Origin of the sequence: Phycicoccus duodecadis, assembly GCF_002846495.1 — a bacterium.
Classification (GTDB): Bacteria; Actinomycetota; Actinomycetes; order Actinomycetales; family Dermatophilaceae; genus Phycicoccus; species Phycicoccus duodecadis.
Genome location: NZ_PJNE01000001.1, coordinates 908,317 through 934,129 on the forward strand (window position 1 = coordinate 908,317; position 25,813 = coordinate 934,129).

Consider the following 25,813-nt stretch of genomic DNA (forward strand, 5'->3'; position numbering starts at 1 on the left):
CGGCCGCCGGCGCGCTCAGGGGCGCGCGGCGTTGCGGGCGCCCCAGCAGCGGGTGTGCCAGTGCCGGCGCTGCTCGAGACCGCCCACGCCCTCGGCCGGCCACGCCACCACGTGCGGGGTCCCGGTGGGGATGCCCTGGTGGCAGCCCGGGCAGACGTACTCGCGGCCCGAGGTGGCCCCGCTGAGCCGGCGCACGTTCCAGGGCCGGCCCCGCCACGTCTCGGTGCTCACCGCGGTCGAGGCCCCGAGGGGGCGCACCTCGAGGTCGCGGCGGCGGCGGTTCGATCGGGGCACCGCTCCAGTCTCGCCGATCAGCCCCGGACCCGCGCCGAGGTGGGGTCGTACGGCGGCCGCAGCGACACCGCGGCGGGGTACCGGCGCCCGGCGACGTCGACCTCCCACCCGCCCTCGGCCAGCCAGGCGGCGGTGACCCCCTCGGGGTGCTCGACCCCGGCCAGGCCCACCGCCCCACCGAGGGTCCAGCCGTAGGAGCCGCTGCGCACGTCGCCGACGGGGACGCCGTCACGCAGCAGCACCTCGCCGTGCCACAGCATCGGCTCGGGGTCGCGGACGACGACCGACACGATCCGATGGGTCGGGGCGCCCTGCTCGCGGGCCGCGAGGGTGGCCTCGCGCCCGACGAAGCCGCCCGGCTTGTCGAGCGCGACGGCGAACCCGAGCCCGGCCGAGCGCACGTCGTCGGTGTTGTCGAGGTCGTGCCCGTGGTCGCGGTAGCCCTTCTCGAGGCGCAGGCTGCCCAGGGCGGCCAGCCCGGCGGGGCGCAGGCCGTGCTCGGCGCCGGCGGCCAGGAGGGCGTCCCAGACGGCTGTCGCCTGGCCGGCCGGCACGTACAGCTCCCAGCCCAGCTCGCCGACGTAGGTGATGCGGACGGCCAGCACCTCCGCCCCGGCCACCCGCACCCGGCGGGCGTCGCGGAAGGCGAAGGCCTCCCCCGACCAGTCGGTGTCCGGTGCGACGTCCCTCAGGACCGCGCGCGACGCCGGGCCCTGGAGGCTCAGCAGCGCCACCTCCTCGGTGACGTCGGTGACGGTCGCCCGCGCCTCGCCCACCCCGCGGCGCAGCATCCCGAGGACCCGCCCGTGGGCCGTGTCCGACGCCACGACCAGCAGGTCGTCGGCCGCGAGCCGGGTCACCGTGAGGTCGGCGTCGACGCCGCCGTCGGCCCCGAGCCACGGGGTGTAGGTGATGCGCCCGTCGCGGCCGAGGTCGCCGGCCGAGAGCCGGTCGAGCACGCGCAGGGCGTCGGGGCCGCGGACGGCCAGCTTGGTCATGAACGACATGTCGAACAGCCCGGCCGCCTCGCGCACCGCCCGGTGCTCGGCCTCCCAGTGGGCCGCCCAGGGCGCCCGGCCCCAGGTCGGCTCGGCCTTCGGCCGCTCCCCCGGGCCCGCGTACCAGGCGGGCGCGTCCCAGCCCGAGACGTCGCGCAGGTACGCGCCGGCCGCCACGGTCGCGTCGTGCACCGGCGAGCGCAGCACGCCGCGCGAGGAGGCCAGCTGCACCCCCGGGGTGTGCGCGGCGTACACGGTGCCGAGGACCTCGGCGGTGCGGGCGCGGCGGTGCTCGGGCCGGAGCTGCCAGTCGCGGAAGCGGGCGACGTCGATGCCGGTCACGTCGACGTCCGGGCGACCCGCGACGACCCAGTGCGCCACGATCCGCCCCAGGCCGCCGGCCGAGAGGATGCCGACCGAGTTCAGCCCGGCGCACACGAAGTACCCGTGCACCCCCGGCGCCTCCCCGACGGCCGGGGCGAGGTCGGGGGTGAAGGACTCCGGGCCGCAGAAGAAGGTGCGGATGCCGACCCCGTCGAGCGCCGGGATGCGGGCCATGGCCTTCTCGAGGAACGGCCCGACGCGGTCGGTGTCGGGCGCGATGGTCCCGAAGCTGAAGTCCGGTGGGATGCCGTCGACCTTCCAGGCGGCGGCCTCGGGCTCGAACAGCCCGACCATCATCCCGCCGCCCTCCTCGCGGTAGTAGCCGTAGGCGGCCGGGTCCTCGAAGACCGGGGCGTCGGGGCTCATGCCGTCGACGGGCTCGGTGACCAGGTAGTAGTGCTCGGCGGCCTGGTTGGGCACCACGACCCCGTTGCGCCCGGCCAGCTCGCGGGCCCACATCCCGGCCGCGTTGACCACGACCTCGCACTCGATGGCCCCGCGGTCGGTGTCGACGCCGGTGACCTCCTCGACCAGCCCGCGCGGCCGGGTGCGGACGCCCTCGACCCGCACCCCTTCGACGACCCGCACCCCGAGCGCCCGGGCGCCCTTCGCGAGCGACATCGTCAGGTCGACCGGGTTGACCCGCCCGTCCCCCGGCACGTGGAAGCCGCCGGCCAGGTCGTCGGTGCGCGCCAGCGGGAACAGCGCGGCCATCTCGGCCGGCGACACCTCGTCGACCTCGAGCCCGAGGCGGCGCTGGAAGGTCGCGACCCGCCGGTACTCCTCGAGCCGGTCCGCGTCGGCGGCGGCCTCGACCAGGCCCACCGCGCGGAAGCCGGTGGCCTGCCCGGTCTCGGCCTCGAGCCGGCCGTAGAGGTCGCGCGAGTAGAGGCGCAGCCGGGTGCTCGTCTCGCTGAACGAGCCGAAGCAGGTCATCAGCCCGGCGGCGTGCCAGGTGGTCCCCGAGGTCAGCCGGTCACGCTCCAGCAGCACGACGTCGGTCTCGCCGGCGTGCGCCAGGTGGTAGGCGATCGAGGTGCCGATGACCCCGCCGCCGATGACGACGACGCGGGCGCGCGAGGGCAGGGCGGCGCGGGTGCTCATCCGGGCGACGATACCGACGTCGGGCGTCCCCGCTCGCCCCCCGGCCGCGACGCCCCCACCCCCGCCGCGCGGCCCCTCCTCGTCGAGAGGGGGCGACACGCAGTCGAGAGGCCCGCTCGGTCGGCGTGTCACCTCCTCTCGACGGGGGCCCACCGCGCCCCTGTGGATGACGGCGCGGCCGCCGGCCCGGAACCGGCCACGATCGCGGGATGTCACCGGTCCTGCCTCCGCTGCCCTCCGGGCCGCTGTCGCTGGACGCCGCCCGTGACCTGGGGCTGGCCGACCACCAGTGGCGGATGCCGCAGCTGCTGCGGGCGACCCGCTCGGTGCGCAGCACGACGCCCCTGACGGCGGTGCACGAGCGGGCCGCCGCCTTCGCCCTCGCGCTCCCTCCCGACGTCGCGTTCTCCCACCTCACCGCGGCCCGGCTGTGGGGCCTCCCCCTGCCGGCGCCCCTCGAGGAGCAGGAGGAGCTCGACGTCATCCGGGCCACCGGGCGGGCACGCATCGAGCGCCGTGGATGCATCGGCCACCGCGGCCTCGAGCATCGAGCGGTGTCGAGCGTCCAGGGGCTGCGCGTCACGTCGCTCGCCGACACCTGGGTCGACCTCGGCGAGTGCGTGCCCCGGGGGCTCGGTCGCGACGATCTGGTCGTCGCCGGCGACGTGGTCGCCACCCGGCTCGGCGGCGAAGGTCACGCATCCCCCCTGGCCGAGGCGCTGGACGCCCGCGTGCGCCCCCGGCACGCGCGGACGCTGGCCGACGCCCTGCGGCTGGTGCGGCCCGGGGTGCGATCCCCCGCCGAGACCCGCGCCCGCCTGGTCTTCCACGACGCCGGCTTCCCCGAGCCCGAGGTCAACGGCCACGTCCACGCGGCCGGGGGCGGCTGGCTCGCGGAGGGCGACCTGGTGTGGCGCGCCCAGCGGGTCATCGGCGAGTACCAGGGGTCCGTGCACGCCGGTATCAGGCGCCGCAGCGAGGACTCCTACCGCAACGGGCTCCTCGGCGACGAGGGCTGGACGGTCCTGGAGCTGTTCGCGCAGGACCTCGTGCCGGGGGCGCGCCGGGTCTCCACCCTGCGGCGGTTCGCCCGCGCCCTCGCGCTCGACCCGGCCCGGCTGCGCCTCCACTGACGGACCGTCCGCGCGGCGGGGCCGTGGGCGGAGGGAGCGACGTCGTCCGGCCCGACGCCGCGCTCGAGGGGAGGTGACACGCACACCGGATCGCCCCGGACCTCTGCGTGTCACCTCCTCTCGACGAGGAGGGCCGCTCAGGCGTAGGTGCGGAAGCCCCGCCCGCTCTTGCGGCCGAGGTACCCCGCGGTCACGAGATGCTCCAGCAGCGGCGCCGGGGCGTAGCCGCGCTCGCGGAACTCGAGGTACAGCTCGCGCTCGATGGCCAGCGAGACGTCGAGCCCGACGACGTCGAGCAGCTCGAACGGCCCCATCGGCAGCCCGCAGCCGGTCTTCATCGCGGTGTCGATGTCGTCGGCGGTGGCGTAGTTCGCCTCGAGCATCTTCACGGCGTCGTTGAGGTAGGGGAACAGCAGGGCGTTGACGACGAACCCCGAGCGGTCTCCGCACGTGACGGCCACCTTGCCGAGGGTCGCGCACAGCTGCTGCACCGTGGCCAGCACGTCGGGGGCGGTGCTCACGGTGTGCACGACCTCGACCAGCTTCATGACCTGTGCCGGGTTGAAGAAGTGCATCCCGATGACGTCCTGCGGGCGCCCGGTGACCTTGGCGCAGTCGATGACCGGCAGCGACGACGTGGTGGTCGCCAGGATCGCGCCCGGCCGGCAGATGCGGTCGAGGTCGCGGAACAGGTCCTGCTTGACCTCGAGGTCCTCGGCGATGGCCTCGACGACGAGGTCGACCCCGGCCAGCACCTCGCGGTCGGTCGACCCGGCGACCCGCGCCACGACGGCATCGGCCTCGGCCTGCTCCAGCCGGCCCTTCTCGACCGAGCGGGCCAGGCCGGCGGCCAGCGACGAGCGCACCGCGGCCACCTTCTCGTCGGAGCGCGCCACGAAGGTCACGGGCAGGCCGGCCCGGGCCAGCACCTCGATGATGCCGACGGCCATGGTGCCGCTGCCGACGACGCCGACCGCCGCGACCTCGCGCAGGGCCACGCCCTCGGGCACGGTCCCCGACGGGGTCTGCCGGTCGGGAACGACCCGGGGCGAGCCGGGCGCCTCGTAGGTGTAGAAGCCCCGCCCGGACTTGCGGCCCAGCATCCCCGCGCTGACCATCTGCTTGATGAGCGGGGTCGGCGCGTGCAGACGGTCGCGGCCCTGCTTGTACATCGTGTCGAGGATCTCGTAGGCGGTGTCGAGGCCGATGAGGTCGAGCAGCTGCAGCGGGCCCATGGGGTAGCCGCAGCCGAAGCGCATGGCCGCGTCGAGGTCCTCGCGGGTGGCGTACCGGCTCTCGTACATCGCGACGGCGTGGTTGAGGTAGCCGAAGAGCAGCGCGTTGGCGATGAAGCCGGCCTTGTCACCGACGACCACCGGCTTCTTGCCCAGCCGCTCGGCGAGGGCCTTGACGTCCTCGAAGACGTCGTCGGCGGTGATGACGGTGCGGATGACCTCGACGAACTGCTGCACCGGGGCGGGGTTGAAGAAGTGCATCCCCACGACGCGCTTGGGGTTGCTGGTGGCCACGGCGATCTCGGTGACCGGCAGCGACGAGGTGTTGGTCGCGAGCACGGCGTCGGCGGCCACGATGCGGTCCAGCCGGCCCAGGACGTCCTTCTTCAGGGCCAGCTGCTCGGGCACCGCCTCGACCACCAGCTGGCAGCCGGCGAGGTCGTCCAGCGCGGTGGTGAAGGTGACACGTTCGTGCAGGGCGTCGTGCTCCTCCTGCGTCATCTTCCCGCGGGCCAGCGCGCGCCCGGTGCTGCCGGCCAGGATCTCGCGCCCGTGGGCCAGGCCGGGCTCGTCGGCGTCGACCGCGAAGACGTCGAGCCCGTTGCGGGCGAACACCTCGACGATCCCCGCTCCCATCGTCCCGAGTCCGATCACACCCACCGTGGTGAAGTCGCGCGCCATGTCGGCGATCCTCGCACCAGCCCCCGCGCGCGGACGACCCCGCCGGGCGTGACGCTCCTTACCCCGCGGGCCCCGCGGTCACCGTCAGCGCGGTGACCGGCGGCGCCCTCACCAGTCGAGGCCGCTGGCCACCAGGTCGGCCTCGAGGTCGAGGCGGTCGCGCGGGTCGAGGGGCAGGAGGCCGATGGGCGTCGGCACCTCGGCGTGGGTGCACAGCTGCACCAGCACGTGGTCGTAGGCCGCGAAGGCCGCCGCGAGCCGGGCGGCGCGGTGCGGCTGGTGGTCGCCCTCGATGCGGCGCACCTCGTACCCCAGCCGCCGCAGCTCGAGGGACAGCAGCACCGGAGGCACCGGCTCGTCGCGGCGGCGGGTCGCCATCCCGACGCGTTCGAGGGCGTCGACCACCGCTCCCGAGCGGGGGGCCCACCAGCGGGCGAGCGACGGGCCGAGGCGCTCACGCAGCCAGCGCACGAGGCGTGGCGTCCCGCCGCCGCAGGCCCAGTTCAGGGCCGAGAAGCCGGCCAGGTAGATGACGCCGGGCAGCGCGAGCAGCACCAGCGGCCCCAGGGCTGCCTTCATCGGCCTCACCTCGTCACCAGTGTGCGGGCGGCTGCGCCGGAGGGCAACCATCCCTCGACGCCCGCCCCTGGGTAGGGTGCGCAGGTGCGGATGGTGATCGCGACGTGCTCGGTCGACTACGAGGGACGCCTCACGGCACACCTCCCCCTCGCGACCCGACTCCTGCTGGTCAAGGCCGACGGCTCGGTGCTGGTCCACAGCGACGGCGGCTCGTACAAGCCGCTCAACTGGATGTCGCCCCCCTGCGCGATGGCCGAGGTGGCTCCCGACGAGGCCGAGGCCGCCGAGGGCGTCCGTGCGGTGTGGGTCGTGCAGCACGCCAAGTCCGAGGACCGGCTGCGGGTGCGCCTCCACGAGGTGCACCACGACTCCGCCCACGAGCTCGGGGTCGACCCGGGCCTGGTCAAGGACGGCGTCGAGGCCCATCTCCAGCGGCTGCTCGCCGAGCACATCACGACCCTCGGGGAGGGCTACACGCTCTCGCGGCGCGAGTACATGACGGCCATCGGCCCGGTCGACATCCTCTGCCGCGACCGTGACGGCGCCCACGTGGCGGTCGAGATCAAGCGCCGCGGCGAGATCGACGGTGTCGAGCAGCTGACCCGCTACCTCGAGCTGATGAACCGCGACCCGCACCTGGCGCCCGTCACCGGGGTGTTCGCGGCCCAGGTCATCAGGCCCCAGGCCCGCACCCTCGCGCAGGACCGCGGAATCCGTTGCGTGGTCCTGGACTATGAGGCCCTCAAGGGGGCCGACGACACCGAGCACCGCCTCTTCTGACCATTCCGGGGGCCGGCGTGAGGGCGCTCGGCGCCGCGCGGTCCGCGCCCGCCGAGGGCCGGCGACAGGCGGGTGACGCCCCGGCCGACGGGCCGTGGACGGCTGATGAACATCCACGGCCGAGACCCTCCGTTCGGCCACTTGAGCATCGTCCGTTCGCCCAAGGGGGGTGACCGCGGGCCGTTCCGTACGTACTCTTCTCCTACCGATTCCGAACCGACCCGAGGACTCGAGCACGCCATGACCCACCGCACCAGCACCGGGGCCCCGAGCCCTCATGGCGGGGTGCCCCCCACGGGGAGCCGGGGGGTCCGCTCGTGACCTTCTCGTCGGTGTTCATGGCCTACGTCGTCGTCGCCGCCTCCGCCGGGCTCATCGGCACCGGGGTCGCCTGCGACGGCCACCGCTCGATGCGTGTTCGCGCCTGCGCCACCTGGGTCGCCATGACCTGCTTCGTCTGGCCGGTGACAGCCGCCGCCCTCGCCGCGATCGCGGTCTCGGCCCTGCGGCGCCACCGCCACGGGCTGGTCCCGGTGGCCGGGGCCGTCATGCACGCCACCGCCACCCGCCAGTCGGTCTGAGCCCACCGCCGCCGGCGCGGTGTTTCACCCTGCGCACGGCCGGGTAGCCCATCGGGGACAGCATCTCCCATCCCGAGAGGACCCCATGTCCAGCAGCAGCCAGAAGGTGGCCTTCCTCGTCGCGACCGAGGGCATCGAGCAGGTCGAGCTCACCGAGCCCTGGAAGGCCGTCGAGCAGGCCGGCCACACCCCCGTCCTGGTCGCCACCGAGCCCGGGCGCGTCCAGGCGTTCAACCACCTCGACAAGGCCGACACCTTCGAGGTCGACGTGACCGTGGCCGAGGCCGAGGTCGGCGACTACGCCGCCCTCGTCCTGCCCGGTGGCGTGGCCAACCCCGACGCCCTGCGCACCGACGCCGATGCCGTCTCGTTCGTGCGCACCTTCGTCGAGTCCGGCAAGCCCGTGGCCGCCATCTGCCACGCGCCCTGGACCCTCGCCGAGGCCGGCGTCCTGCAGGGCCGCCACCTCACCTCGTGGCCGAGCCTGCAGACCGACCTGCGCAACGCCGGCGCCACCTGGAGCGACGAGGAGCTCGTCGTCGACGACAACCTCATCACCAGCCGCAACCCCGACGACCTGCCGGTCTTCTCGAAGGCCCTGGTCGACGCGCTCAACGGCTGAGCCGGGCCTCCGCGTCCGTCGTCCCCGCGTCGTCCGCGGCCGTCCCCGTGTCCGGGGGCAGCCCGCGGGCGGCGCGCACGACGTCGACGAAACGGCCCATGATCTCGGTCAGCCCGAAGTCCTTCGGGGTGAAGACCGCGGCGACCCCGAGCTCCTCGAGCCGCCGGGCGTCGGCCGTGGGGATGATGCCGCCGACGACCACCGGGATGTCGCCCGCGCCGGCCGCGCGCAGCCCATCGAGGACCTCGGGGACGAGCTCGAGGTGCGAGCCCGACAGGATCGAGAGCCCCACCAGGTGCACGTCCTCGGCGACCGCCGCGTCGACGATCTGCTCCGGGGTGAGCCGGATGCCCTGGTAGACGACCTCGAAGCCGGCGTCGCGGGCGCGCACGGCCACCTGCTCGGCCCCGTTGGAGTGCCCGTCCAGGCCCGGCTTGCCCACCAGCACGCGCAGCGTCTCGCCGAGCTCGGCGCCGGTGGCCCGCACCCGCCGCCGCACCGCCCGCAGCGCCGCGGTCCCCCCGTCGCGCCCGGCGGCGGCCCCCACCCCGGTGGGCGCGCGGAACTCGCCGAAGACCGCGCGCAGCGCCCCGGCCCACTCCCCCGTGGTCACCCCGGCGCGCGCGCACTCGAGCGTGGCGTCCATCAGGTTGGTGTCGGTGCCGGCCTCCGCGCGCAGCCGCTCCAGCGCCGCCCGGACCCGCTCGCGGCCGCCGGCGTCGGCATCGCGCTCGTCGCGCCAGCGCCGGACCGCCGCGACGGCGGCCTGCTCGACGTCGGCGTCCACGCGCTGCACGGCGGTGCCCAGGTCCGCCGTCAGCGGGTTCGGCTCGCTGGACGTGAAGCGGTTGACCCCCACCACGACCTCGGCGCCCGACTCGATGCGCGCCCGGCGACGGGCCAGCGAGGCCACGAGCTCGGACTTCATGTACCCGCCCTCGACCGCCACGACGGCGCCCCCGAGGTCGGCCACGCGCTCCATCTCGGCCCGCGCCCCGGCCACCAGCTCCTCGACGCGCGCCTCGACCACCACCGAGCCCTCGAAGAGGTCGTCGTACTCGAGCAGGTCGGACTCGAAGGCCAGCACCTGCTGGATCCGCAGCGACCACTGCTGGTCCCACGGCCGCGGCAGACCCAGCGCCTCGTTCCACGCCGGCAGCTGCACCGCGCGGGCGCGGGCGTCCTTGCTGAGGGTCACCGCCAGCATCTCGAGCACGATGCGCTGGACGTTGTTCTCGGGCTGAGCCTCGGTCAGGCCGAGGGAGTTGACCTGAACGCCATAGCGGAAGCGGCGCTGACGGGGGTCCTCGATGCCGTAGCGCTGGGCCGTGATCTCGTCCCAGAGCCGGACGAAGGCGCGCATCTTGCACATCTCCTCGACGAAGCGCACCCCGGCGTTGACGAAGAACGACATCCGGCCCACGACCTCGCCGAAGCGCTCGGGCGGCACCTGGCCGGAGTCCCGCACGGCGTCGAGCACCGCGACGGCCGTCGACAGCGCGTAGGCCAGCTCCTGCACCGGCGTGGCCCCCGCCTCCTGCAGGTGGTAGCTGCAGATGTTGATGGGGTTCCAGCGCGGGATGGTCGAGACGGTGTAGGCGATCATGTCCGTGATCAGCCGCATCGAGGGGGCGGGCGGGAACGCGTAGGTCCCCCGCGACAGGTACTCCTTGATGATGTCGTTCTGGGTCGTGCCCGCGAGCGCCGCCACCGCCGCGGCGGGGTCCGCGCCCTCGGCTCCCGCCTGCTCCTCGGCCACCACCTGGTAGAGCGCCAGCAGCCACATCGCGGTGGCGTTGATGGTCATCGAGGTGTTCATCGTGGCCAGCGGGATCTCGTCGAACAGGGCCCGCATGTCGCCGATGTGCGAGACCGGTACGCCCACCTTGCCGACCTCGCCGCGGCTCAGCGGGTGGTCGGGGTCGTACCCGGTCTGGGTCGGCAGGTCGAAGGCCACCGAGAGCCCCGTCTGGCCCTTCTCGAGGTTGCGCCGGTACAGCGCGTTGCTCGCGGCGGCGCTGGAGTGGCCGGCGTAGGTCCGCATGACCCAGGGGCGGTCGCGCTCGTGGTGCGGGGCGTCGGCCGGCTCGGACATGGGCCCGACGCTAGCCGCGGCGCTCGGAGGCGGGTAGGCGCTCGGCCGGTGACGGTGCCCACATCACCGTGTCACGGGCGGTGAGACCCGTCACGTCGGGCCGCTCTCGTCATGCGGTGCCGGCGAGGGCGGGATCGTCGAGGGCCGCACGCTCGGCCGCGCGCGGCGAGCGCAGCGGCGCGGCCAGCAGCGCCCCCAGCCGGGCCCGCAGCAGCAGCCGCACGGTGCGGTCGTCGGCCGCGACCACGCGCACCTCGGTGCCGTGGCGCTGGGCGCGGCGGCGCAGCTCGACCAGCAGCCCCAGGGCGGTCGAGTCGCCGATGACGGTCTCCTCGAGGTCGAGCAGCACCGGCCGGCCGGCCTCGAGCAGCAGGTCGCCGACGGCCGCCCGGACGTCGGCCGCCGAGCGCCGGTCGAGCCGGCCGCCGAGGCGCACCACGGCGCCGTCGTCGCGCTCGTGCACGGTCATCGTGACGAGCCCGCCACCCCACTGCGCCATGTCGGCCCCTTCCGCTGGTCCCCGTTCAGGACGACGCACGCCCCCGCGTGATACGTCGGCCGGAGGGTCAGTGTGGCAGGTCCATGCCGCTGGCGCGTAGATGCCATGCCGTGTGTCCTGCGGCCGTCTGCCACGCTGGGGCCATGGTCAACCTCACCCGCATCTACACCCGTACCGGCGACGACGGGTCCACGGCCCTCGGCGACCTCAGCCGCACCGCGAAGACCGACCCGCGGCTGGCCGCCTACGCCGACGCCAACGAGGCCAACGCGGCCCTCGGGGTGGCCGTCGCGTGCGGCTCGCTGCCGGTGGACGTGCGCACCGTGCTGCTGCGGGTGCAGAACGACCTGTTCGACGTCGGCGCCGACCTCGCCACCCCGCTGCAGGAGTCGTACGAGTACCCGCCCCTGCGGGTCAAGGAGGAGTGGGTCGCCGAGCTCGAGGCCGACTGCGACCGCTACCTGGCCCCGCTCGAGAAGCTGCGCTCGTTCATCCTGCCCGGCGGTACGCCGGGCTCGGCGTACCTGCACGTGGCCCTCACGGTCGTCCGCCGGGCCGAGCGTTCGACCTGGGCGGCCATCGAGGCCTACGGCACCGAGCCCGGCACCACGCGGGGCGAGGGTGGGATCAACCCCACGACGGCGCGCTACCTCAACCGGCTCAGCGACCTGCTCTTCGTCCTCGCCCGGACCGCGAACGTGGAGGCCGGCGGCGATGTGCTGTGGGCGCCCGGTGGTGGCCGCGAGCAGGATCCCTCGCGCCGCTGACCCCGCAGCGGCCGGACCCTCAGGCGACGTTGACGTTGTAGCCGGGCGGGCTCGACTCGAGCCACGACCGCACGGCGGTGTACGCCGCCGGCACGAAGGCGAACTCGCAGGAGCGCCCGGCCACCCCGCCGGTGACCGAGACCGGCTCGGCCAGGCCGGGGATGACGTCGGCGGTGGGCGCGGGTGAGCCCAGGCGCACCTCGCCGCGCAGCCACGAGACCTCGGGGCGCAGCGACGGCCCCACGATGCTGAACCACTCGAAGCGTTCGGCGCTCAGGCGGGCCAGGCCGAGCCGCCACCGGGCGGCGTCGTCGTCGCGGCGGGCGCACAGCATCACCGGCCGCCCGTCACCGCTGATGTAGCGACGGCGCGCCCACACGAAGGTGAGCGCGCCGACGACCAGGAGGACGATGAGGGCGAGGACGAGCTCGGAGGTGACCAGTGCGTCCATCCGAAGCCCGTCCTCGCCCTAGACGATCAGGAGCCCATACCGGAGGCGTCCACGGACTCGGCGACGATCGTCACGCGGTCGTGGTCGACCGACAGGAAGCCGCCGTCGATGGTCGCGCTCTTCCACCCGCCGGCGTTGATGCGGACCTCGCCCTCGGCCAGGACGCAGAGCATCGGCTGGTGGCCGGGCAGCACCCCGAGGTCGCCCTCGGTCGAGCGGGCGCTGACCTGGGTGGCCTCGCCCTCCCACACCTTGCGGTCGGCGGCGACGAGCTCGACCTGGAGTGCCATCAGAGGTTCTTCTCGATCTCGGCGGCCTGGCGCTCGACGTCGTTGAGGCCACCACACATGTAGAAGGCCTGCTCGGGGAAGTGGTCGAACTCCCCGTCGGAGATCTTCGTGAAGGCCTCGATGGTGTCGGCCAGGCTCACCGTGGAACCCTCGATGCCGGTGAACTGCTTGGCGACGTAGGTGTTCTGCGACAGGAAGCGCTGGATGCGACGGGCCCGGTTGACGAGGATCTTGTCCTCCTCGGAGAGCTCGTCGATCCCGAGGATCGCGATGATGTCCTGGAGCTCCTTGTTGCGCTGCAGGATCTGCTTGACCCGCACCGCGGTGTCGTAGTGCTCGGTGGAGATGTAGCGGCGGTCGAGGATCCGGCTCGTCGAGGTGAGCGGGTCCACGGCCGGGTAGATGCCGAGCGAGGCGATCTCGCGCGAGAGCTCGGTGGTGGCGTCGAGGTGCGCGAACGTCGTGGCCGGGGCCGGGTCGGTGTAGTCGTCGGCCGGGACGTAGATCGCCTGCATCGAGGTGATCGAGTGGCCGCGCGTCGAGGTGATCCGCTCCTGGAGCGTGCCCATCTCGTCGGCCAGGGTGGGCTGGTAGCCCACCGCGGACGGCATCCGGCCGAGGAGGGTGGAGACCTCGGAGCCCGCCTGGGTGAAGCGGAAGATGTTGTCGATGAACAGGAGCACGTCCTGGCCCTGGACGTCGCGGAAGTACTCCGCCATCGTCAGGGCCGAGAGGGCGACGCGCAGACGCGTGCCCGGCGGCTCGTCCATCTGGCCGAAGACGAGCGCGGTCTGCCCGAGGACGCCGGCCTCCTCCATCTCGACCATGAGGTCGTTGCCCTCACGGGTGCGCTCGCCGACACCGGCGAACACCGAGACGCCACCGTGGTCGCGGGCGACGCGGGCGATCATCTCCTGGATGAGGACGGTCTTGCCGACGCCGGCGCCGCCGAACAGGCCGATCTTGCCGCCCTGGACGTACGGGGTGAGCAGGTCGATGACCTTGATGCCGGTCTCGAACATCGTCGTCTTGGACTCGAGCTGGTCGAAGGCCGGAGCCTTGCGGTGGATGCCCCAGCGCTCCTTGACCTCGAAGGTCTCGCCCTCGGCGAGGTTCATGACCTCGCCGGTGGTGTTGAAGACCTTGCCGAGGGTGACGTCGCCCACGGGGACCGTGATGGGGCCGCCGGTGTCCTGCACCGGGGTGCCGCGCACGAGACCGTCGGTCGGCTGCAGCGAGATGGCCCGCACCATGTTGTCGCCGATGTGCTGGGCGACCTCGAGGTTGAGGTTCTTCTTCTCCCCACCGATCTCGACCTCGGTGGTCAGCAGGTTGTACTGCTCGGGCATCTCGCCGACGGGGAACTCGACGTCGACGACGGGGCCGATGATGCGGGAGATCCGGCCCGTGCCGCCGGGGGCGGCGGCCTCGGTCTTCTCGGTGACAGTGGCAGTCATGGTCTCTCTCTCACTCACTTGCTCTCGGCCAGCGCGCTGGCGCCACCGACGATTTCGCTGATCTCTTGGGTGATCTCGGCCTGGCGGGCCTGGTTCGCCAACCGGGTGTACTTCTTGATGAGCTCCTCGGCGTTGTCCGTCGCGGACTTCATCGCCCGCTGGCGGGCGGCGAGCTCGGAGGCGGCCGACTGCAGCATGCAGTTGAAGATCCGGGCGTTGACGTACTTCGGCAGCAGCGCGTCGAGCACCTGGCCGGCGCCGGGCTCGAAGTCGTACAGCGGCAGGAGCTCGTCGGCGGCGGGGGCCTCCTCGCCCTCGACGACCTCCAGGGGCAGGAGGCGGATGACCTCGGGCTCCTGGGTGACCATCGAGACGAAGCGGGTGAACACCACGTGCACCTCGTCGACGCCGCCGTCGTCGGTCGCGAGGACGAAGTCGGCGACGAGCCGCTCCCCCACCTCGCGGGCCCGCTCGAAGGTGGGCTTCTCGGAGTCACCGCTCCACTCGGCCGCGAACTCGCGCCGGCGGAAACGGTAGAAGCCGATCGCCTTGCGACCCAGGAGGTAGGGAACGACCTCCTTGCCCTCCTCGCGGAGCCGGGCGACGAGTCGCTCGCTCTCCTTCAGGACCGAGGAGGAGTAGGCACCGGCCAGGCCGCGGTCGGAGGTGATGATGACGACCGCGGCGCGGCGCACGTCCGCCTTCTCGGTGGTCAGCGGGTGGTCCTCGTTGGAGAAGGTCGCCACCGCCGAGACCGCACGGGTCAGCGCGCGCGCGTAAGGGGTCGACTCGCGCACCGCCTGCTGGGCCCGGACGACACGCGAGGCCGCCATGAGCTCCATGGCCCGCGTGATCTTCTTCGTCGCGCTGACGGACCGGATGCGCTGCCGGTACTCCCGGATCTGCGCTCCCATGTCATTCCGCCTTTCGTGGTGTCTGCTCGGTGGGGTGCGGTCAGCGCTTCTGCTTGACGATCTGCTCCTGGTCGGAGTCCATCGCCTCGCTGCCGTCCTCGCCGTCGTCACGGACCGGCACGGTCTCGGTGCCGGAGCCGTCGAAGTGCTTCTCCTTGAACGTCTTGACCTCGGCCGCGAGGGCCTCGCGGGTCTCGTCCGGGAGCTTGCCCGTCTCACGGATGCCCGCGAGCAGGTCGTTCTTGGTGCGGCGCAGGTGGTCGAGGAACTGCTCCTCGAACGTGCGGATGTCCTCGACGGCGACGCTGTCGAGCTGACCCGTCGTCCCCATCCAGATGGAGACGACCTGCTCCTCGACCGGGAACGGCGACGCCTGCGGCTGCTTGAGCAGCTCGACCAGACGCGCGCCCTTGGCGAGCTGGGCCCGCGAGGCCGGGTCGAGGTCGGAGGCGAACATCGCGAAGGCCTCGAGCGCCCGGTACTGCGCCAGGTCGAGCTTCAGACGGCCGGCGACGTCCTTCATGGCCTTGATCTGCGCGGCGCCACCGACGCGGGAGACCGACACACCCACGTCGATCGCGGGGCGGACGTTGGCGTTGAAGAGGTCGGCCTGGAGGTAGATCTGGCCGTCGGTGATGGAGATGACGTTGGTCGGGATGTACGCCGAGACGTCACCGGCCTTGGTCTCGATGATCGGCAGGCCGGTCATCGAGCCGTGGCCCAGGTCGTCGGACAGCTTGGCGCAGCGCTCGAGCAGCCGGCTGTGCAGGTAGAAGACGTCGCCGGGGTAGGCCTCACGGCCCGGCGGGCGGCGCAGCAGGAGGGACACGGCGCGGTAGGCCTCGGCCTGCTTGCTCAGGTCGTCGAAGACGATGAGGACGTGCTTGCCCTGGTACATCCAGTGCTGGCCGATGGCCGAGCCGGTGTAGGGAGCGAGGTACTTGAAGCCCGCGGAGTCCGAGGCGGGGGCCGCGACGATGGTGGTGTACTCCATCGCGCCGGCCTCCTCGAGGGTGCCGCGCACGGCCGCGATCGTGGAGCCCTTCTGGCCGATCGCCACGTAGATGCAGCGCACCTGCTTGTCGGGGTCGCCGGTCTCCCAGAACTCCTTCTGGTTGATGATCGTGTCGACCGCGACGGTGGACTTGCCCGTCTGGCGGTCGCCGATGATGAGCTGGCGCTGGCCGCGGCCGATGGGCGTCATGGCGTCGACGGCCTTGAGGCCGGTCTGCAGCGGCTCGTGGACCGACTTGCGCTGGACCACGGTGGGCGCCTGCAGCTCGAGGGCTCGGCGCTCCTCGGCCTCGATCGGGCCCATGCCGTCGATCGGGGTGCCGAGCGGGTCGACCACCCGGCCGAGGAAGTTGTCGCCGACGGGGACCGAGAGGACCTCGCCCGTGCGCTTGACCTCCTGGCCCTCCTCGATGGCGCTGAAGTCACCGAGGATGACGACGCCGATCTCGTGGACGTCGAGGTTGAGCGCCAGGCCCAGCGTGCCGTCCTCGAACTGGAGCAGCTCGTTGGTCATGGCCGAGGGCAGACCCTCGACGTGCGCGATGCCGTCACCGGCGTCGGTGACGCGGCCGACCTCCTCACGGGAGGCCGTCCCCGGCTCGTAGGAGCGCACGTAGCTGTCCAGCGCGTCCCGGATCTCGTCCGGACGGATCGAGAGCTCCGTCATGTGTGATCTTCTCCTCGGTCACCGGCCCCAGATGGGCCGAAGTTCGGTGGGTGGTGCGGGCGGTGCAGTGGTTCGGTGGTGGGCGCGAGCGGCGGGTCAGCCGCCGGTGACGTGCCGCCGGGCCTCGTCGAGGCGTCGGAGCACGGTGCCGTCGACGACCTCGTCGCCGACCTGGACCCGGATGCCGCCCATGACCGCGTGGTCCTGGACGACCTGGAGCGTGACGGACTTGCCGTAGTGCGCCTCGAGGGCACCGCGCAGGCGGGCCTGCTGCGGCTCGGTGAGCGGCGTCGCGACGGTGACCAGGGCGCTGAGCTCGTCGCGCCGGCGCGCCGCGAGCTCGAGGTAGGCCTCCATCACCCGGTCGAGCCGGCGACCGCGGGGCGCGCGGACGGCCTGCTCGGCCAGACGGACGGTCTCGGGCGCGGCCTTGTCCTTCAGGAGCGCGCCGACGAGGCCGACCTTGCCGGCGGCGTCGGTGTTGCGGCTGGAGAGCGTGTCGCGCAGGCCGGGGTCGCCGGCCACGATGCGCTCGAAGCGGAACAGCTCGTCCTCGACCCGGTCGATCCGGCCGGTGCCCTCGGCGTTGGCGAGCAGCGCCTGGACGGCGAGACTCTCGAGGGTGTCGGCCAGGTCGCGCTCGGCGGCCCAGCGCTGCCCGACCACGGAGGCGACGAGCCCGACGGTGGCCTCGGAGACCTTGCCGCCGAACAGCGAGCGCGCCAGGCCGGCCTTGGCCTCGGTCTCGCGGGACGGGTCGGCGAGGGCCCGGCGCAACGAGGCGCTGCCGTCGACGACACCGGTGACCGCGAAGAGCTCCTCGGCCAGGGCGGTGCCGCTGACGCTGTTCGCCAGGGCGCCGTCGAAGGCCTCCTGGGACGCGCGGGCGGCCCCGCGGGACGAGCCACGCATCAGGCGTCCGTCCCGGCCGGGGTGACCTTCTCGGGCGTGACCTCGCCGGCCTCGAGCTCGGCGAGGAACCGGTCGACGATGCCCTTCTGGCGGACCTCGTCCTCGAGGGACTCCCCGACGATCTTGCTCGCGAGCGCGGTCGACAGCGTCCCGACCTCCTGGCGGAGGGAGACGACGGCCTGCTGGCGCTCGGCCTCGACCTGGCGCTTGGCCGACTCCGTGATGCGCGCGGCCTCGGCCTGGGCCCGGGAGCGCATCTCGGCGACGATCTGCGCGCCCTGCTCGCGGGCGGACTCGCGGATCTCGTTGGCCTCGGCGCGGGCCTCGGCGAGCTGGGCGGTGTACTGCTCGAGGGCCGCACGGGCCTCGGCCTGCGCCTGCTCGGCCTGCTCCATCCCGCCCTCGATGGCAGCGGCGCGCTCGGTGTAGAGCTCCTCGAGGCGCGGCACCACCTTCGTCTTGTACAGCCAGTACAGGATGGCGAAGGAGATGAGCCCGATGATCATCTCACCGGGGTGCGGGAGCAGCGGGAACCCCGAGGGGTAGCCGACCCCGTCGGCGGTGGCCACGGATGCGATGAACATCTCGCGTCCTCTCTGTTCGAGCGCGGGTGTGGGAGGGGGAAGCCGGGTCTCAGCCCTGGAAGACGAAGGCGAAGACGAGACCGAGGATGGCGAGCGCCTCCGTGATGGCCATACCGGTGAAGGCGATGGTCTGGAGCATGCCGCGGGCCTCGGGCTGGCGGGCCACACCGTTGATGTAGGCGGCGAAGATCAGACCGACACCGATACCGGGACCGATCGCGGCGAGGCCGTAGCCGAGGTAGGCGATGCTGCCGGTGACCTCGGTGGCGACGATGCTGTTCATGCTGACTGTTCCTTTCGGTGGCGCCGGGCCGGTCCCGGCGTCGGTGGTACGTGTGGTCGTGCTACCGGACGGAGCCGGGGGTCAGTGGTGCTCGCTCACGGCGTCGCCGATGTACAGCGCGGCCAGGAGCGTGAAGATGAAGGCCTGCAGGAACTCGATGAGGAGCTCGAAGAACGTCATCAGGATCGAGAACGCGAAGGACAGCACGCCCGAGGCCTGGAGGAAGAGGTTGCTGCCCTCGAGGAGCAGGTACTCGCCGCCGACGACGAAGACCAGCAGCATCAGGTGGCCGGCCAGCATGTTGCCGAAGAGTCGCAGCGCGAGGGTGAGCGGCCGGATCACGAAGTACGTGAGGAACTCGAGGACGAACAGGATCGGCTTCAGCCAGCCCGGCAGGCCCGGGGGCACGAGGCTCTTGAAGTAGGGCAGGACGCCGTGCTTCCGGCGGATCGCGACCGTGTGGTAGGTGATGTAGACGATCAGGGTCAGCACGATCGGGATGCCGACGCGGCTCATCGTCGGGAACTGGATGAACGGCACGATGCCGAACACGTTGTTCACGAGGATGAGCGTGAAGAGCGTGAGCAGCAGCGGCACGAACTGCAGGAAGTCCTTGGACCCGATGATGTCGCGGCCGATGGTGTTGCGCACGAAGTTGTAGGAGCCCTCGACCAGGAACTGGTTCTTGGTGGGGACCACCGAGAGCTTGCGGGTGGCGCTGACGTAGAACCATCCGAGCACGGCCGCCGAGATCAGCAGGACCAGGGCGGGGCGGGTCAGCGCCCAGGCGCTGTCGCTCTGGAACGGGACCACCGGCCACCAGAAGTCAGCGACCCCGGGCGTCGGGAAGCCCCCCTCGCCACCAGCAGTGACGACGGCACCGGACAGCCAGCTAGCGGAGACCACGCTCGGGCTCACACCTTCTCCTCGGGGATGTCGCGGGCGCCGGCGGTGGGCGCCCATCGGGACGGGACGTACGCTACCCGACCTCGGCGACCGGTCGCGACGCCGTGACGGGCGGGCCGGGCCGCGCTCATCGGGCGCCGTCGCCGGTGTCGTCGGGCTCGTCGTAGATCGGCAGGCGGGCCGTGCGGAGGGCGCGGTAGGCGAAGGCCTGCCAGGCCAGGGTGACCACCAGCGCGGTGATGCCGAGGGCCGGGCCGTCGACCCAGGGCGCGCCGCGGAAGACGTAGATGAAGAGCAGCAGCAGGATGACCTGGGCCAGGTAGACGGTCATGGCCACGGCGAAGAACGCGTGCGGGCTGGTGCTGCGCACCAGGCGGCTGAGCAGGAACATCCCCGAGGCGTAGAAGACCAGGGAGACGACCAGGCCGAGGGCGCCCCCGGCCAGGGCGTCGCCGCCGCGCACGAGCACGAGGACCACGAGCGTCACGACCCCGGCGACCGCGGCGGGCACCAGCGCGCCGCGCAGCATGACCGCGAAGGGTGCGCCGGGCCCGGTGACGGGCGGCTGGGGGTGGTCGGTCATCGACGATCGGCCTCTTCGGTGGTCGTGGCGGAGGGGGTCCGGACGGCTTGTGAAAGTTATCACAAGCGACGGACGAGGGCCAACCGGCGGCTTCAGACCCGCCGCGCGAGGACGACCCAGATGGTCCGGGCGATGATCTCGAGGTCCAGGATGGGCGACCAGTTGACGAGGTACTGCAGGTCGTAGCCCAGCTTGTACTCGGCGTCGGTGTGGTACCGACCGTGGATCTGGGCCAGCCCGGTGAGGCCGGGCGGTACCTCGTGACGCCGGGTGTAGCCCGCGATCTCCTTCTCGAAGCCGGCCGTCAGCTCGGGCCGCTCCGGGCGCGGCCCGACGACCGACATCCGGCCGGTGAGGATGTGGAAGATCTGCGGCAGCTCGTCGGCCCGGGTCGCCCGCACCCAGCGGCACGCGGGGATGACCCGGGGGTCGCCCGACCCCGAGAGCTGCGGGCCACCCCCGGCCTCGGCGTCGACCCGCATGGTGCGGAACTTGACCATCGAGAAGGTCTCGCCGCCCACCCCGACCCGGGTCTGGCTGAAAAGGAGCGGTCGGCCGGCCACGACGAGCTGGTGCAGCGAGACCAGGCCCACCAGCAGCAGCCAGACCGGGGCGGTCACCACGACCAGGAACAGGTCGAGCATCCGCTTGAAGTGCCGCTGCGAGACCGCCATCGTCTGGGGCATCAGGAGCACGAACGGCAGGCCGGCGACCTCGCGCAGCCGGTCGAGCCCGAAGAGGGTCTCGCGGCCCCCCACCCGCAGCAGGACGGTGACGTCCTTGCGGTCGAGCCGGCCGATGGTGCGCGGGTACCACAGGTCGAGCCAGCCGGCGGTGAGCAGCAGGACGTCGGTGGCGTCGGTGCGCTCGACGACCTCGACCACCGCGTGGGGGTCGTCGACCTCCGCGACGACGACCAGGTCGGTGCTGTTGGCGGCCACGTGCTCGCGGGCGAGCTCGATGTCGGCCCACTCCCCCGCCAGCACGACCCGCGGCGGCCCCTCGCGCCGGGTGCGCAGGGTGTGCACGACCGCGCGGTTGACGGCCACCAGGATGCCGACCAGCACGATGACGGCCACGAGGTTCGGGATGGGGAAGGGCAGGGCGCGCACGATGAGCGACCCCCGCTGGCGCAGCAGCCCGCTCAGGGCCAGGTTCAGCAGCGCCACGAAGCTGCCGGCGGCCAGCGACAGCCGGGCCGCGCGCGGCAGCACCGCGGCACCCCCGAGCCGCGGCTCGCGTTCGTAGAGGCCGCCGAAGTAGAAGGCCGACAGGAAGACCAGCGTGGCCACGCCGAACGACAGCGCGTAGGCCGGGAGCGGGTAGGTCGGCCACGGCGGCGTGCCGTAGCGCCAGACCATCGTCAGGACCGAGAGCCCGAACACCGCGACGGCGTCCAGCAGCATGACGAGCCGGAAGCCGCGCCGGTTGAGGCGCGCCAGCAGCCGCGGCGCGGGTTCGGCCGGTGGGCTCGCGGACGTCACGGGGCGGCGGCGGCTCAGGCCGAGGCGGGCCGGGGGTACGCGGGGAACGCCTCGACGAGATCGGTGACCTGGGCCCGCACCTCCCGGGAGACCGGGTGCTCGGGGTCGGCGTCGCCGTCGACGACCGCCCGGGCGATCAGGCCGGCGATGGTGCGCATCTGCTCCTCGCCCATCCCCTGGGTGGTGACGCACGGGGTGCCCACCCGGATGCCGGACGCGATGTTGGGCTTCTGCGGGTCGAACGGGATGGCGTTCTTGTTCAGGGTGATGCCGGCGGCGTCGCAGCGGGCCTCGGCGTCGACCCCGGTGACCAGGACGCCCTGGAGGTCGTGCAGCGACAGGTGGGTGTCGGTGCCGCCGGTGGTGGGCCGGATGCCGTGCTCGCCCAGGCCCTGCGCCAGCACCTTGGCGTTGGCGACGACCTGGCGGGTGTACGCGGCGTACTCGGGGGTCGCGCACTCCTTGAAGTTGACCGCCTTGGCCGCGATGGTGTGCATCTGCGGGCCGCCCTGCATCATCGGGAAGACGGCCTTGTCGATGGCGGCGCGGTGCTGCTCGGTGCAGACGATGGCACCCGAGCGCGGGCCGCGCAGCACCTTGTGGGTCGTGAACGAGACGACGTCGGCGTACGGCACGGGGCTCGGGATGGCCCCGCCCGCGACCAGGCCGATGAAGTGCGCGGCGTCGACCCAGAAGATCGCGCCCACCTCGTCGGCGATGGCGCGGAAGCGGGCGAAGTCGATCAGCCGCGGGATGGCCGAGCCGCCGGCGAGCAGGACCTTGGGCCGGTGCTCCTTCGCGAGGCGCTCGACCTCGTCGTAGTCGATGTCCTCGGAGTCCTTGTCGACGCCGTAGTGCACGGCGTCGAACCACTTGCCGGAGAACGAGACCTTGGTGCCGTGGGTCAGGTGGCCGCCGTGCGGCAGGCTCATCGCGAGGATGGTCTCGCCGGGCTTGAGGAACGCACCGTAGACGGCCTGGTTGGCGCTGGCGCCGGAGTGCGGCTGGACGTTGGCGTGGTCGGCGCCGAAGAGGCTCTTGCAGCGCTCGATGGCGAGCGACTCGGCCTTGTCGACCTCGGAGCAGCCGCCGTAGTACCGCCGGCCGGGGTAGCCCTCGGCGTACTTGTTCGAGAGGGTCGAGCCCAGCGCGGTGAGCACCTCGGGGCTGGAGAAGTTCTCGCTGGCGATCAGCTGCAGGCCCCCGCGGAGCCGGTCGAGCTCGCCGGTGAGGACCGAGGAGATCTCGGGGTCGAAGGCCTCGAGTGCCTCGAAGTCGGATCCGTAGAACGTGTCACTCATGGGTGCTGGTCTCCCGCGGCTCGTCCTGGCTGGGCGCCGGTGTCTCGACGTCCGCGCCGGTGACGGCGCCCGCCAACTCTAGGGCGTCGGCCCTGGAGCGCTCGACGACCGCCATGACCTGCTCCTCCGACAGCGCGCCCACACGCAGCATCGTGGGCTCGTCGCGGGTGCAGTCGACGATGGTCGAGGCGAGGCCGCCGGTGCTGGGGCCTCCGTCGAGGTAGAACTCGACGCTGGGGCCGAGCTGGCTGGCGGCCTCGACCACGGTGCGGCTCGACGGGTGGCCGGTGCGGTTGGCGCTGCTGACCGCCATCGGGCCGACGACCTTCAGCAGCTCCAGGGCCACCTCGTCGTCGGGCATCCGCAGGGCCACGGTGCCGCCCGTGTCGCCGAGGTCCCAGGCCAGCGACGGCTGGGCCTGCACGACGATCGTCAGCGGGCCCGGCCAGAACTCCTCGATGAGCGCACGGGCGTAGGCGGGCACGCTCGCGGCCAGGCCGTCGATGGTGCGGGTCTCGGCGACCAGGACCGGCGGCGGCATGTCGACGCCGCGACCCTTGGCGGCGAGCAGCGCGCGCACGGCGTCCGGCGAGAAGGCGTCGGCGCCGATGCCGTACACGGTGTCGGTGGGGAGCACGACGAGGGCGCCGCGTCGGATGCCGTCGGCCACCTTGGGGATGGCGTCGGCACGCCCCTGCTCGGTGGTGCAGTCGAAGACCGGACTCATGGGGCCAGCGTAGGGCGCGACACCGGTCCGGCCGCGGGGCGACCCCCCGGCAGGCGGCGCGCGACGGTGGTCCGGGGGCGTCCGGCCAGGTCGGGGTGGTCGGCGACCTCGTCCCACTCCCCCGCGGCGCGCAGCGCGGCCGGGAGGCTCTCGCCCTGGGCGTCGGCGTGCTCCATCACGAGCACCCCGCCGGGGCGCAGGAGCGCCGCGGCGCGGGCGGCGACGGCGAGCGGGACGGCCAGGCCGTCGGCGGAGCGGCCGTACAGCGCGACCTCGGGGTCGTGGTCGCGGACCTCGGGGTCCAGCGGCACGGCGCCGTCGGGGATGTACGGCGGGTTGCTGACGACGACGTCGACGGTGCCCACGAGGTCGTCGAAGGCGGTCGTGGCGTCGCCGAGGCGGACGTCGACGTCGAGGCCGAGCCGGTCGCGGTTGGCGACGGCCCAGGCGTGGGCGTCGGGCGAGAGCTCGACGGCGTGGACCGTGGCGCCGGGCACCTCGTCCTTGACCGCGAGCGCGACGGCCCCCGAGCCGGTACAGAGGTCGGCGACGAGGGGGGCGCCCCCGGCGGCGCGCGCGGCCTCGATGGCGAGGCCGGCCGTCACCTCGGTCTCGGGGCGCGGGACGAAGACGCCGGGCCCGACCGCGAGGATCAGCCGGCGGAAGTACGCCCGCCCGGTGAGGTGCTGCAGCGGCACCCGGGCGGCGCGGTCGTCGACCAGGTCGCGGTAGCGGGTGGCGTCGCGCTTCACCACCGGGGCGCGCAGCACCATCCGCAGCCGCACCTCGCCGGGGTCGACGGCCAGGACGAACGCCAGCAGCTCGACGGCGTCGGCGTCCGGGGAGGCGATGCCGGCGGCCGTCAGCGTGCGGCGTGCGGCGGCGACGAGCGCGTCGACGGTGGCCGGGTTCATGCGTCGGCGATCGCGGCCAGCCGCGCGGCCTCGTCGGCCTCCACCGCGGAGCGCACGACCGGGTCGAGGTCGCCGTCGAGGACGGCGTCGAGGTTGTGGGCCTTGAAGCCGGTGCGGTGGTCGCTGATCCGGTTCTCGGGGAAGTTGTAGGTGCGGATGCGCTCGCTGCGGTCGACGGTGCGCACCTGGCTGTTGCGGGCGTCGGCGTCGGCGGCGTGCCGCTCGTCCATCGCCATCTGGTGCAGCCGGGCGCGCAGGACGCGCAGCGCCGCCTCGCGGTTCTGCAGCTGGCTCTTCTCGTTCTGGCACGAGACGACCAGCCCGGTGGGCAGGTGGGTGATGCGCACCGCCGAGTCGGTGGTGTTGACGCTCTGGCCGCCGGGCCCGCTGGAGCGGAAGACGTCGATGCGCAGGTCGTTGGGGTCGATGGTCACCTCGACCTCCTCGGCCTCGGGCATCACCCAGACCCCCGCGGCGCTGGTGTGGATGCGGCCCTGGCTCTCGGTGACGGGCACGCGCTGCACGCGGTGCACGCCGCCCTCGTACTTCAGCAGCGCCCACGGGGCCTCGCCGGGCCGGGCGGTGCCGCGTGACTTCACCGAGACCTGCACGTCCTTGTAGCCGCCGAGGTCGGAGGCGGTGGCGTCGAGGACCTCGGTGCGCCAGCCCCGGCGCTCGGCGTAGCGCAGGTACATCCGCAGCAGGTCACCGGCGAAGAGGGCCGACTCCTCGCCGCCCTCCCCCGCCTTGACCTCGAGGATGACGTCGCGGTCGTCCTCGGGGTCGCGCGGGATGAGGAGGCGGCGCAGCCGGTCCTCGGCGGCGACCAGGGTGGCCTCCAGGGCGGGGAGCTCCTCGGCGAACGCGGGGTCCTCGGCGGCCAGCTCGCGGGCGGCGCCCAGGTCGTCACGGGCGGCGACCCAGGCGGTGTGCGCGGCGACGGTGGGGCCGAGCGCGGCGTAGCGCTGGTTGGCCTCGCGCAGGCGGGCGGGGTCGGAGGCGACGGCCGGGTCGGACATGGCGCGCTCGAGCGCGGCGTGCTCGGCGACCAGCGCCTCGGCGGACTCCAGCATCCCGACCTCCTCCTCCGTCACCACCTCGGCTTTTCGGGGTCACCCCGAAAAGTGCACCGGACAAGACCTGCAAGCCCTTGTCCCGACGCCCCACCCTTGTCCCGCGCCGGCCGCCCCGGGACGCGAACGCGCCGGCCCGTCCCGGAGGACGGACCGGCGCGTCGACGGTGCTACTTGGCGGCCTTCTTGCCGTAGCGGGCCTCGAAGCGGGCCACGCGGCCACCGGTGTCGAGGATCTTCTGCTTGCCCGTGTAGAACGGGTGGCAGTTGCTGCAGACGTCGGCGTTGATCTTGCCGCTCGGTGCGGTGCTGTGGGTGGTGAACGTGTTGCCACAGGTACAGGTGACCGTGGTCTCGACGTACTCCGGGTGGATGTCCTTCTTCACGATGATCTCCTTGGAGGTGTCCGGGTCGGCGGGCTCAGCGCGGTGCTGCAAGCCCTCTCGCGCCCCGCCTGCGACCCTCGTGGTGAGGTCGCTCAGGAAACGCATCCGTGCCGTG

Annotated in this window: 27 protein-coding genes; 5 read left to right on the top strand and 22 right to left on the bottom strand. The window is 73.1% G+C overall.

The window, feature by feature from the left end; translation table 11 throughout:
- Window positions 1-15 precede the first annotated feature (15 nt).
- Both ATL31_RS04120 and ATL31_RS04125 read right to left on the bottom strand, forming a co-directional pair.
- Entirely contained in the window at window positions 16-294 is a 279-nt protein-coding gene (locus ATL31_RS04120; RefSeq protein WP_101394657.1) for a hypothetical protein, read from the bottom strand.
- Between the two features lie 17 nt (window positions 295-311).
- Window positions 312-2,780: a GcvT family protein gene (locus ATL31_RS04125; protein WP_101394658.1), complete on the bottom strand. Its 2,469-nt coding sequence runs from the start codon at window positions 2,778-2,780 to the stop codon at window positions 312-314.
- A gap of 209 nt (window positions 2,781-2,989) precedes the next feature.
- Between ATL31_RS04125 and ATL31_RS04130 the strand changes: the two genes are divergently transcribed.
- Complete coding sequence (locus tag ATL31_RS04130) at window positions 2,990-3,913, top strand: hypothetical protein (protein ID WP_101394659.1); 924 nt, start codon at window positions 2,990-2,992, stop codon at window positions 3,911-3,913.
- Between the two features lie 137 nt (window positions 3,914-4,050).
- On the opposite strand, the gene ATL31_RS04135 is transcribed toward ATL31_RS04130, so the two are convergent.
- Both ATL31_RS04135 and ATL31_RS04140 read right to left on the bottom strand, forming a co-directional pair.
- On the bottom strand, window positions 4,051-5,829 hold the full coding sequence (locus ATL31_RS04135) for a 3-hydroxyacyl-CoA dehydrogenase family protein (RefSeq protein WP_101394660.1): 1,779 nt from the start codon (window positions 5,827-5,829) through the stop codon (window positions 4,051-4,053).
- A 108-nt stretch (window positions 5,830-5,937) separates the two neighbouring features.
- A complete protein-coding gene (locus ATL31_RS04140; RefSeq protein WP_101394661.1) occupies window positions 5,938-6,408 on the bottom strand; it encodes a hypothetical protein in 471 nt (156 codons plus the stop codon).
- Window positions 6,409-6,492: 84 nt separating this feature from the next.
- Between ATL31_RS04140 and nucS the strand changes: the two genes are divergently transcribed.
- The 3 genes from nucS (at window position 6,493) to ATL31_RS04155 (ending at window position 8,391) form a co-directional block, all read left to right on the top strand.
- Window positions 6,493-7,188, top strand: coding sequence for an endonuclease NucS (gene nucS, locus ATL31_RS04145; protein WP_101394662.1), 696 nt, complete (start codon window positions 6,493-6,495; stop codon window positions 7,186-7,188).
- A gap of 317 nt (window positions 7,189-7,505) precedes the next feature.
- Window positions 7,506-7,769: a hypothetical protein gene (locus ATL31_RS04150; protein WP_101394663.1), complete on the top strand. Its 264-nt coding sequence runs from the start codon at window positions 7,506-7,508 to the stop codon at window positions 7,767-7,769.
- A gap of 85 nt (window positions 7,770-7,854) precedes the next feature.
- On the top strand, window positions 7,855-8,391 hold the full coding sequence (locus ATL31_RS04155) for a type 1 glutamine amidotransferase domain-containing protein (protein WP_101394664.1): 537 nt from the start codon (window positions 7,855-7,857) through the stop codon (window positions 8,389-8,391).
- Here ATL31_RS04155 and ATL31_RS04160 read toward each other — a convergent pair.
- Window positions 8,381-10,435 (bottom strand): protein meaA, encoded by a 2,055-nt coding sequence (locus tag ATL31_RS04160; RefSeq protein ID WP_245862636.1) that lies wholly within the window; start codon window positions 10,433-10,435, stop codon window positions 8,381-8,383. The two genes, ATL31_RS04155 and ATL31_RS04160, sit on opposite strands and share 11 nt — an antisense overlap.
- A 160-nt stretch (window positions 10,436-10,595) precedes the next feature.
- Window positions 10,596-10,985 carry an STAS domain-containing protein gene (locus tag ATL31_RS04165; protein ID WP_101394666.1) on the bottom strand — a complete coding sequence of 130 codons (390 nt, stop codon included), beginning with the start codon at window positions 10,983-10,985 and terminating at the stop codon, window positions 10,596-10,598.
- A gap of 143 nt (window positions 10,986-11,128) precedes the next feature.
- On the opposite strand from ATL31_RS04165, the gene ATL31_RS04170 reads away from it, so the two are divergent.
- Window positions 11,129-11,752 (top strand): cob(I)yrinic acid a,c-diamide adenosyltransferase, encoded by a 624-nt coding sequence (locus tag ATL31_RS04170; protein ID WP_101394667.1) that lies wholly within the window; start codon window positions 11,129-11,131, stop codon window positions 11,750-11,752.
- A 19-nt stretch (window positions 11,753-11,771) separates the two neighbouring features.
- Here the strand turns inward: ATL31_RS04170 and ATL31_RS04175 are convergent, their stop codons facing one another.
- The 16 genes from ATL31_RS04175 to rpmE form a co-directional block, all read right to left on the bottom strand.
- The gene (locus tag ATL31_RS04175; protein WP_101394668.1) at window positions 11,772-12,203 is read right to left on the bottom strand and encodes a DUF2550 family protein; all 432 of its coding nucleotides are present in this window, start codon (window positions 12,201-12,203) and stop codon (window positions 11,772-11,774) included.
- 26 nt (window positions 12,204-12,229) lie between these two features.
- Window positions 12,230-12,496, bottom strand: a complete 267-nt coding sequence (locus ATL31_RS04180) for a F0F1 ATP synthase subunit epsilon (RefSeq protein ID WP_101397237.1) — start codon at window positions 12,494-12,496, stop codon at window positions 12,230-12,232.
- The gene (gene atpD, locus ATL31_RS04185) at window positions 12,493-13,950 is read right to left on the bottom strand and encodes a F0F1 ATP synthase subunit beta (protein WP_101394669.1); all 1,458 of its coding nucleotides are present in this window, start codon (window positions 13,948-13,950) and stop codon (window positions 12,493-12,495) included. The genes ATL31_RS04180 and atpD overlap by 4 nt, the downstream gene beginning before the upstream one ends.
- Window positions 13,951-13,964: 14 nt before the next feature.
- Window positions 13,965-14,864 carry a F0F1 ATP synthase subunit gamma gene (locus ATL31_RS04190; RefSeq protein ID WP_101394670.1) on the bottom strand — a complete coding sequence of 300 codons (900 nt, stop codon included), beginning with the start codon at window positions 14,862-14,864 and terminating at the stop codon, window positions 13,965-13,967.
- Window positions 14,865-14,904: 40 nt separating this feature from the next.
- Window positions 14,905-16,545, bottom strand: a complete 1,641-nt coding sequence (gene atpA, locus ATL31_RS04195) for a F0F1 ATP synthase subunit alpha (RefSeq protein ID WP_101394671.1) — start codon at window positions 16,543-16,545, stop codon at window positions 14,905-14,907.
- Window positions 16,546-16,641: 96 nt separating this feature from the next.
- Entirely contained in the window at window positions 16,642-17,457 is an 816-nt protein-coding gene (locus ATL31_RS04200) for a F0F1 ATP synthase subunit delta (RefSeq protein ID WP_101394672.1), read from the bottom strand.
- Window positions 17,457-18,041: a F0F1 ATP synthase subunit B gene (locus ATL31_RS04205; protein ID WP_101394673.1), complete on the bottom strand. Its 585-nt coding sequence runs from the start codon at window positions 18,039-18,041 to the stop codon at window positions 17,457-17,459. Before ATL31_RS04205 ends, ATL31_RS04200 begins: the two co-directional genes overlap by 1 nt.
- 49 nt (window positions 18,042-18,090) lie before the next feature.
- A complete protein-coding gene (atpE, locus tag ATL31_RS04210) occupies window positions 18,091-18,324 on the bottom strand; it encodes an ATP synthase F0 subunit C (RefSeq protein WP_055816082.1) in 234 nt (77 codons plus the stop codon).
- An 81-nt stretch (window positions 18,325-18,405) separates the two neighbouring features.
- The gene (gene atpB / locus ATL31_RS04215) at window positions 18,406-19,242 is read right to left on the bottom strand and encodes a F0F1 ATP synthase subunit A (RefSeq protein WP_245861900.1); all 837 of its coding nucleotides are present in this window, start codon (window positions 19,240-19,242) and stop codon (window positions 18,406-18,408) included.
- Between the two features lie 115 nt (window positions 19,243-19,357).
- On the bottom strand, window positions 19,358-19,813 hold the full coding sequence (locus ATL31_RS04220; protein ID WP_101394675.1) for a Cg1360 family ATP-synthase-associated protein: 456 nt from the start codon (window positions 19,811-19,813) through the stop codon (window positions 19,358-19,360).
- Between the two features lie 92 nt (window positions 19,814-19,905).
- Window positions 19,906-21,297 (bottom strand): sugar transferase, encoded by a 1,392-nt coding sequence (locus ATL31_RS04225; RefSeq protein ID WP_101394676.1) that lies wholly within the window; start codon window positions 21,295-21,297, stop codon window positions 19,906-19,908.
- Between the two features lie 14 nt (window positions 21,298-21,311).
- Window positions 21,312-22,598, bottom strand: a complete 1,287-nt coding sequence (locus tag ATL31_RS04230; protein WP_101394677.1) for a serine hydroxymethyltransferase — start codon at window positions 22,596-22,598, stop codon at window positions 21,312-21,314.
- Entirely contained in the window at window positions 22,591-23,325 is a 735-nt protein-coding gene (locus ATL31_RS04235; RefSeq protein ID WP_101394678.1) for an L-threonylcarbamoyladenylate synthase, read from the bottom strand. Before ATL31_RS04235 ends, ATL31_RS04230 begins: the two co-directional genes overlap by 8 nt.
- Window positions 23,322-24,239 carry a peptide chain release factor N(5)-glutamine methyltransferase gene (gene prmC, locus ATL31_RS04240; protein ID WP_101394679.1) on the bottom strand — a complete coding sequence of 306 codons (918 nt, stop codon included), beginning with the start codon at window positions 24,237-24,239 and terminating at the stop codon, window positions 23,322-23,324. Before prmC ends, ATL31_RS04235 begins: the two co-directional genes overlap by 4 nt.
- Window positions 24,236-25,312 carry a peptide chain release factor 1 gene (gene prfA, locus ATL31_RS04245; protein WP_101394680.1) on the bottom strand — a complete coding sequence of 359 codons (1,077 nt, stop codon included), beginning with the start codon at window positions 25,310-25,312 and terminating at the stop codon, window positions 24,236-24,238. Before prfA ends, prmC begins: the two co-directional genes overlap by 4 nt.
- Window positions 25,313-25,482: 170 nt before the next feature.
- Window positions 25,483-25,698 (bottom strand): 50S ribosomal protein L31, encoded by a 216-nt coding sequence (gene rpmE, locus ATL31_RS04250; RefSeq protein ID WP_101397239.1) that lies wholly within the window; start codon window positions 25,696-25,698, stop codon window positions 25,483-25,485.
- Between the last annotated feature and the right edge of the window lie 115 nt (window positions 25,699-25,813).

What these genes read in the sequence shown, in the direction of transcription:
- ATL31_RS04200 (WP_101394672.1), bottom strand. Translation starts at nt 17,457, where the DNA reads ATGCGTGGCTCGTCCCGCGGGGCCGCCCGCGCGTCCCAGGAGGCCTTC.
- ATL31_RS04175 (WP_101394668.1), bottom strand. Translation starts at nt 12,203, where the DNA reads ATGGACGCACTGGTCACCTCCGAGCTCGTCCTCGCCCTCATCGTCCTC.
- ATL31_RS04220 (WP_101394675.1), bottom strand. Translation starts at nt 19,813, where the DNA reads ATGACCGACCACCCCCAGCCGCCCGTCACCGGGCCCGGCGCACCCTTC.
- ATL31_RS04130 (WP_101394659.1), top strand. Translation starts at nt 2,990, where the DNA reads ATGTCACCGGTCCTGCCTCCGCTGCCCTCCGGGCCGCTGTCGCTGGAC.
- ATL31_RS04140 (WP_101394661.1), bottom strand. Translation starts at nt 6,408, where the DNA reads ATGAAGGCAGCCCTGGGGCCGCTGGTGCTGCTCGCGCTGCCCGGCGTC.
- ATL31_RS04160 (WP_245862636.1), bottom strand. Translation starts at nt 10,435, where the DNA reads ATGCGGACCTACGCCGGCCACTCCAGCGCCGCCGCGAGCAACGCGCTG.
- ATL31_RS04135 (WP_101394660.1), bottom strand. Translation starts at nt 5,829, where the DNA reads ATGGCGCGCGACTTCACCACGGTGGGTGTGATCGGACTCGGGACGATG.
- atpA (WP_101394671.1), bottom strand. Translation starts at nt 16,545, where the DNA reads ATGACGGAGCTCTCGATCCGTCCGGACGAGATCCGGGACGCGCTGGAC.
- ATL31_RS04190 (WP_101394670.1), bottom strand. Translation starts at nt 14,864, where the DNA reads ATGGGAGCGCAGATCCGGGAGTACCGGCAGCGCATCCGGTCCGTCAGC.
- atpE (WP_055816082.1), bottom strand. Translation starts at nt 18,324, where the DNA reads ATGAACAGCATCGTCGCCACCGAGGTCACCGGCAGCATCGCCTACCTC.
- ATL31_RS04230 (WP_101394677.1), bottom strand. Translation starts at nt 22,598, where the DNA reads ATGAGTGACACGTTCTACGGATCCGACTTCGAGGCACTCGAGGCCTTC.
- ATL31_RS04165 (WP_101394666.1), bottom strand. Translation starts at nt 10,985, where the DNA reads ATGGCGCAGTGGGGTGGCGGGCTCGTCACGATGACCGTGCACGAGCGC.
- ATL31_RS04235 (WP_101394678.1), bottom strand. Translation starts at nt 23,325, where the DNA reads ATGAGTCCGGTCTTCGACTGCACCACCGAGCAGGGGCGTGCCGACGCC.
- ATL31_RS04205 (WP_101394673.1), bottom strand. Translation starts at nt 18,041, where the DNA reads ATGTTCATCGCATCCGTGGCCACCGCCGACGGGGTCGGCTACCCCTCG.
- ATL31_RS04155 (WP_101394664.1), top strand. Translation starts at nt 7,855, where the DNA reads ATGTCCAGCAGCAGCCAGAAGGTGGCCTTCCTCGTCGCGACCGAGGGC.
- prmC (WP_101394679.1), bottom strand. Translation starts at nt 24,239, where the DNA reads ATGAACCCGGCCACCGTCGACGCGCTCGTCGCCGCCGCACGCCGCACG.
- ATL31_RS04125 (WP_101394658.1), bottom strand. Translation starts at nt 2,780, where the DNA reads ATGAGCACCCGCGCCGCCCTGCCCTCGCGCGCCCGCGTCGTCGTCATC.
- prfA (WP_101394680.1), bottom strand. Translation starts at nt 25,312, where the DNA reads ATGCTGGAGTCCGCCGAGGCGCTGGTCGCCGAGCACGCCGCGCTCGAG.
- ATL31_RS04170 (WP_101394667.1), top strand. Translation starts at nt 11,129, where the DNA reads ATGGTCAACCTCACCCGCATCTACACCCGTACCGGCGACGACGGGTCC.
- atpD (WP_101394669.1), bottom strand. Translation starts at nt 13,950, where the DNA reads ATGACTGCCACTGTCACCGAGAAGACCGAGGCCGCCGCCCCCGGCGGC.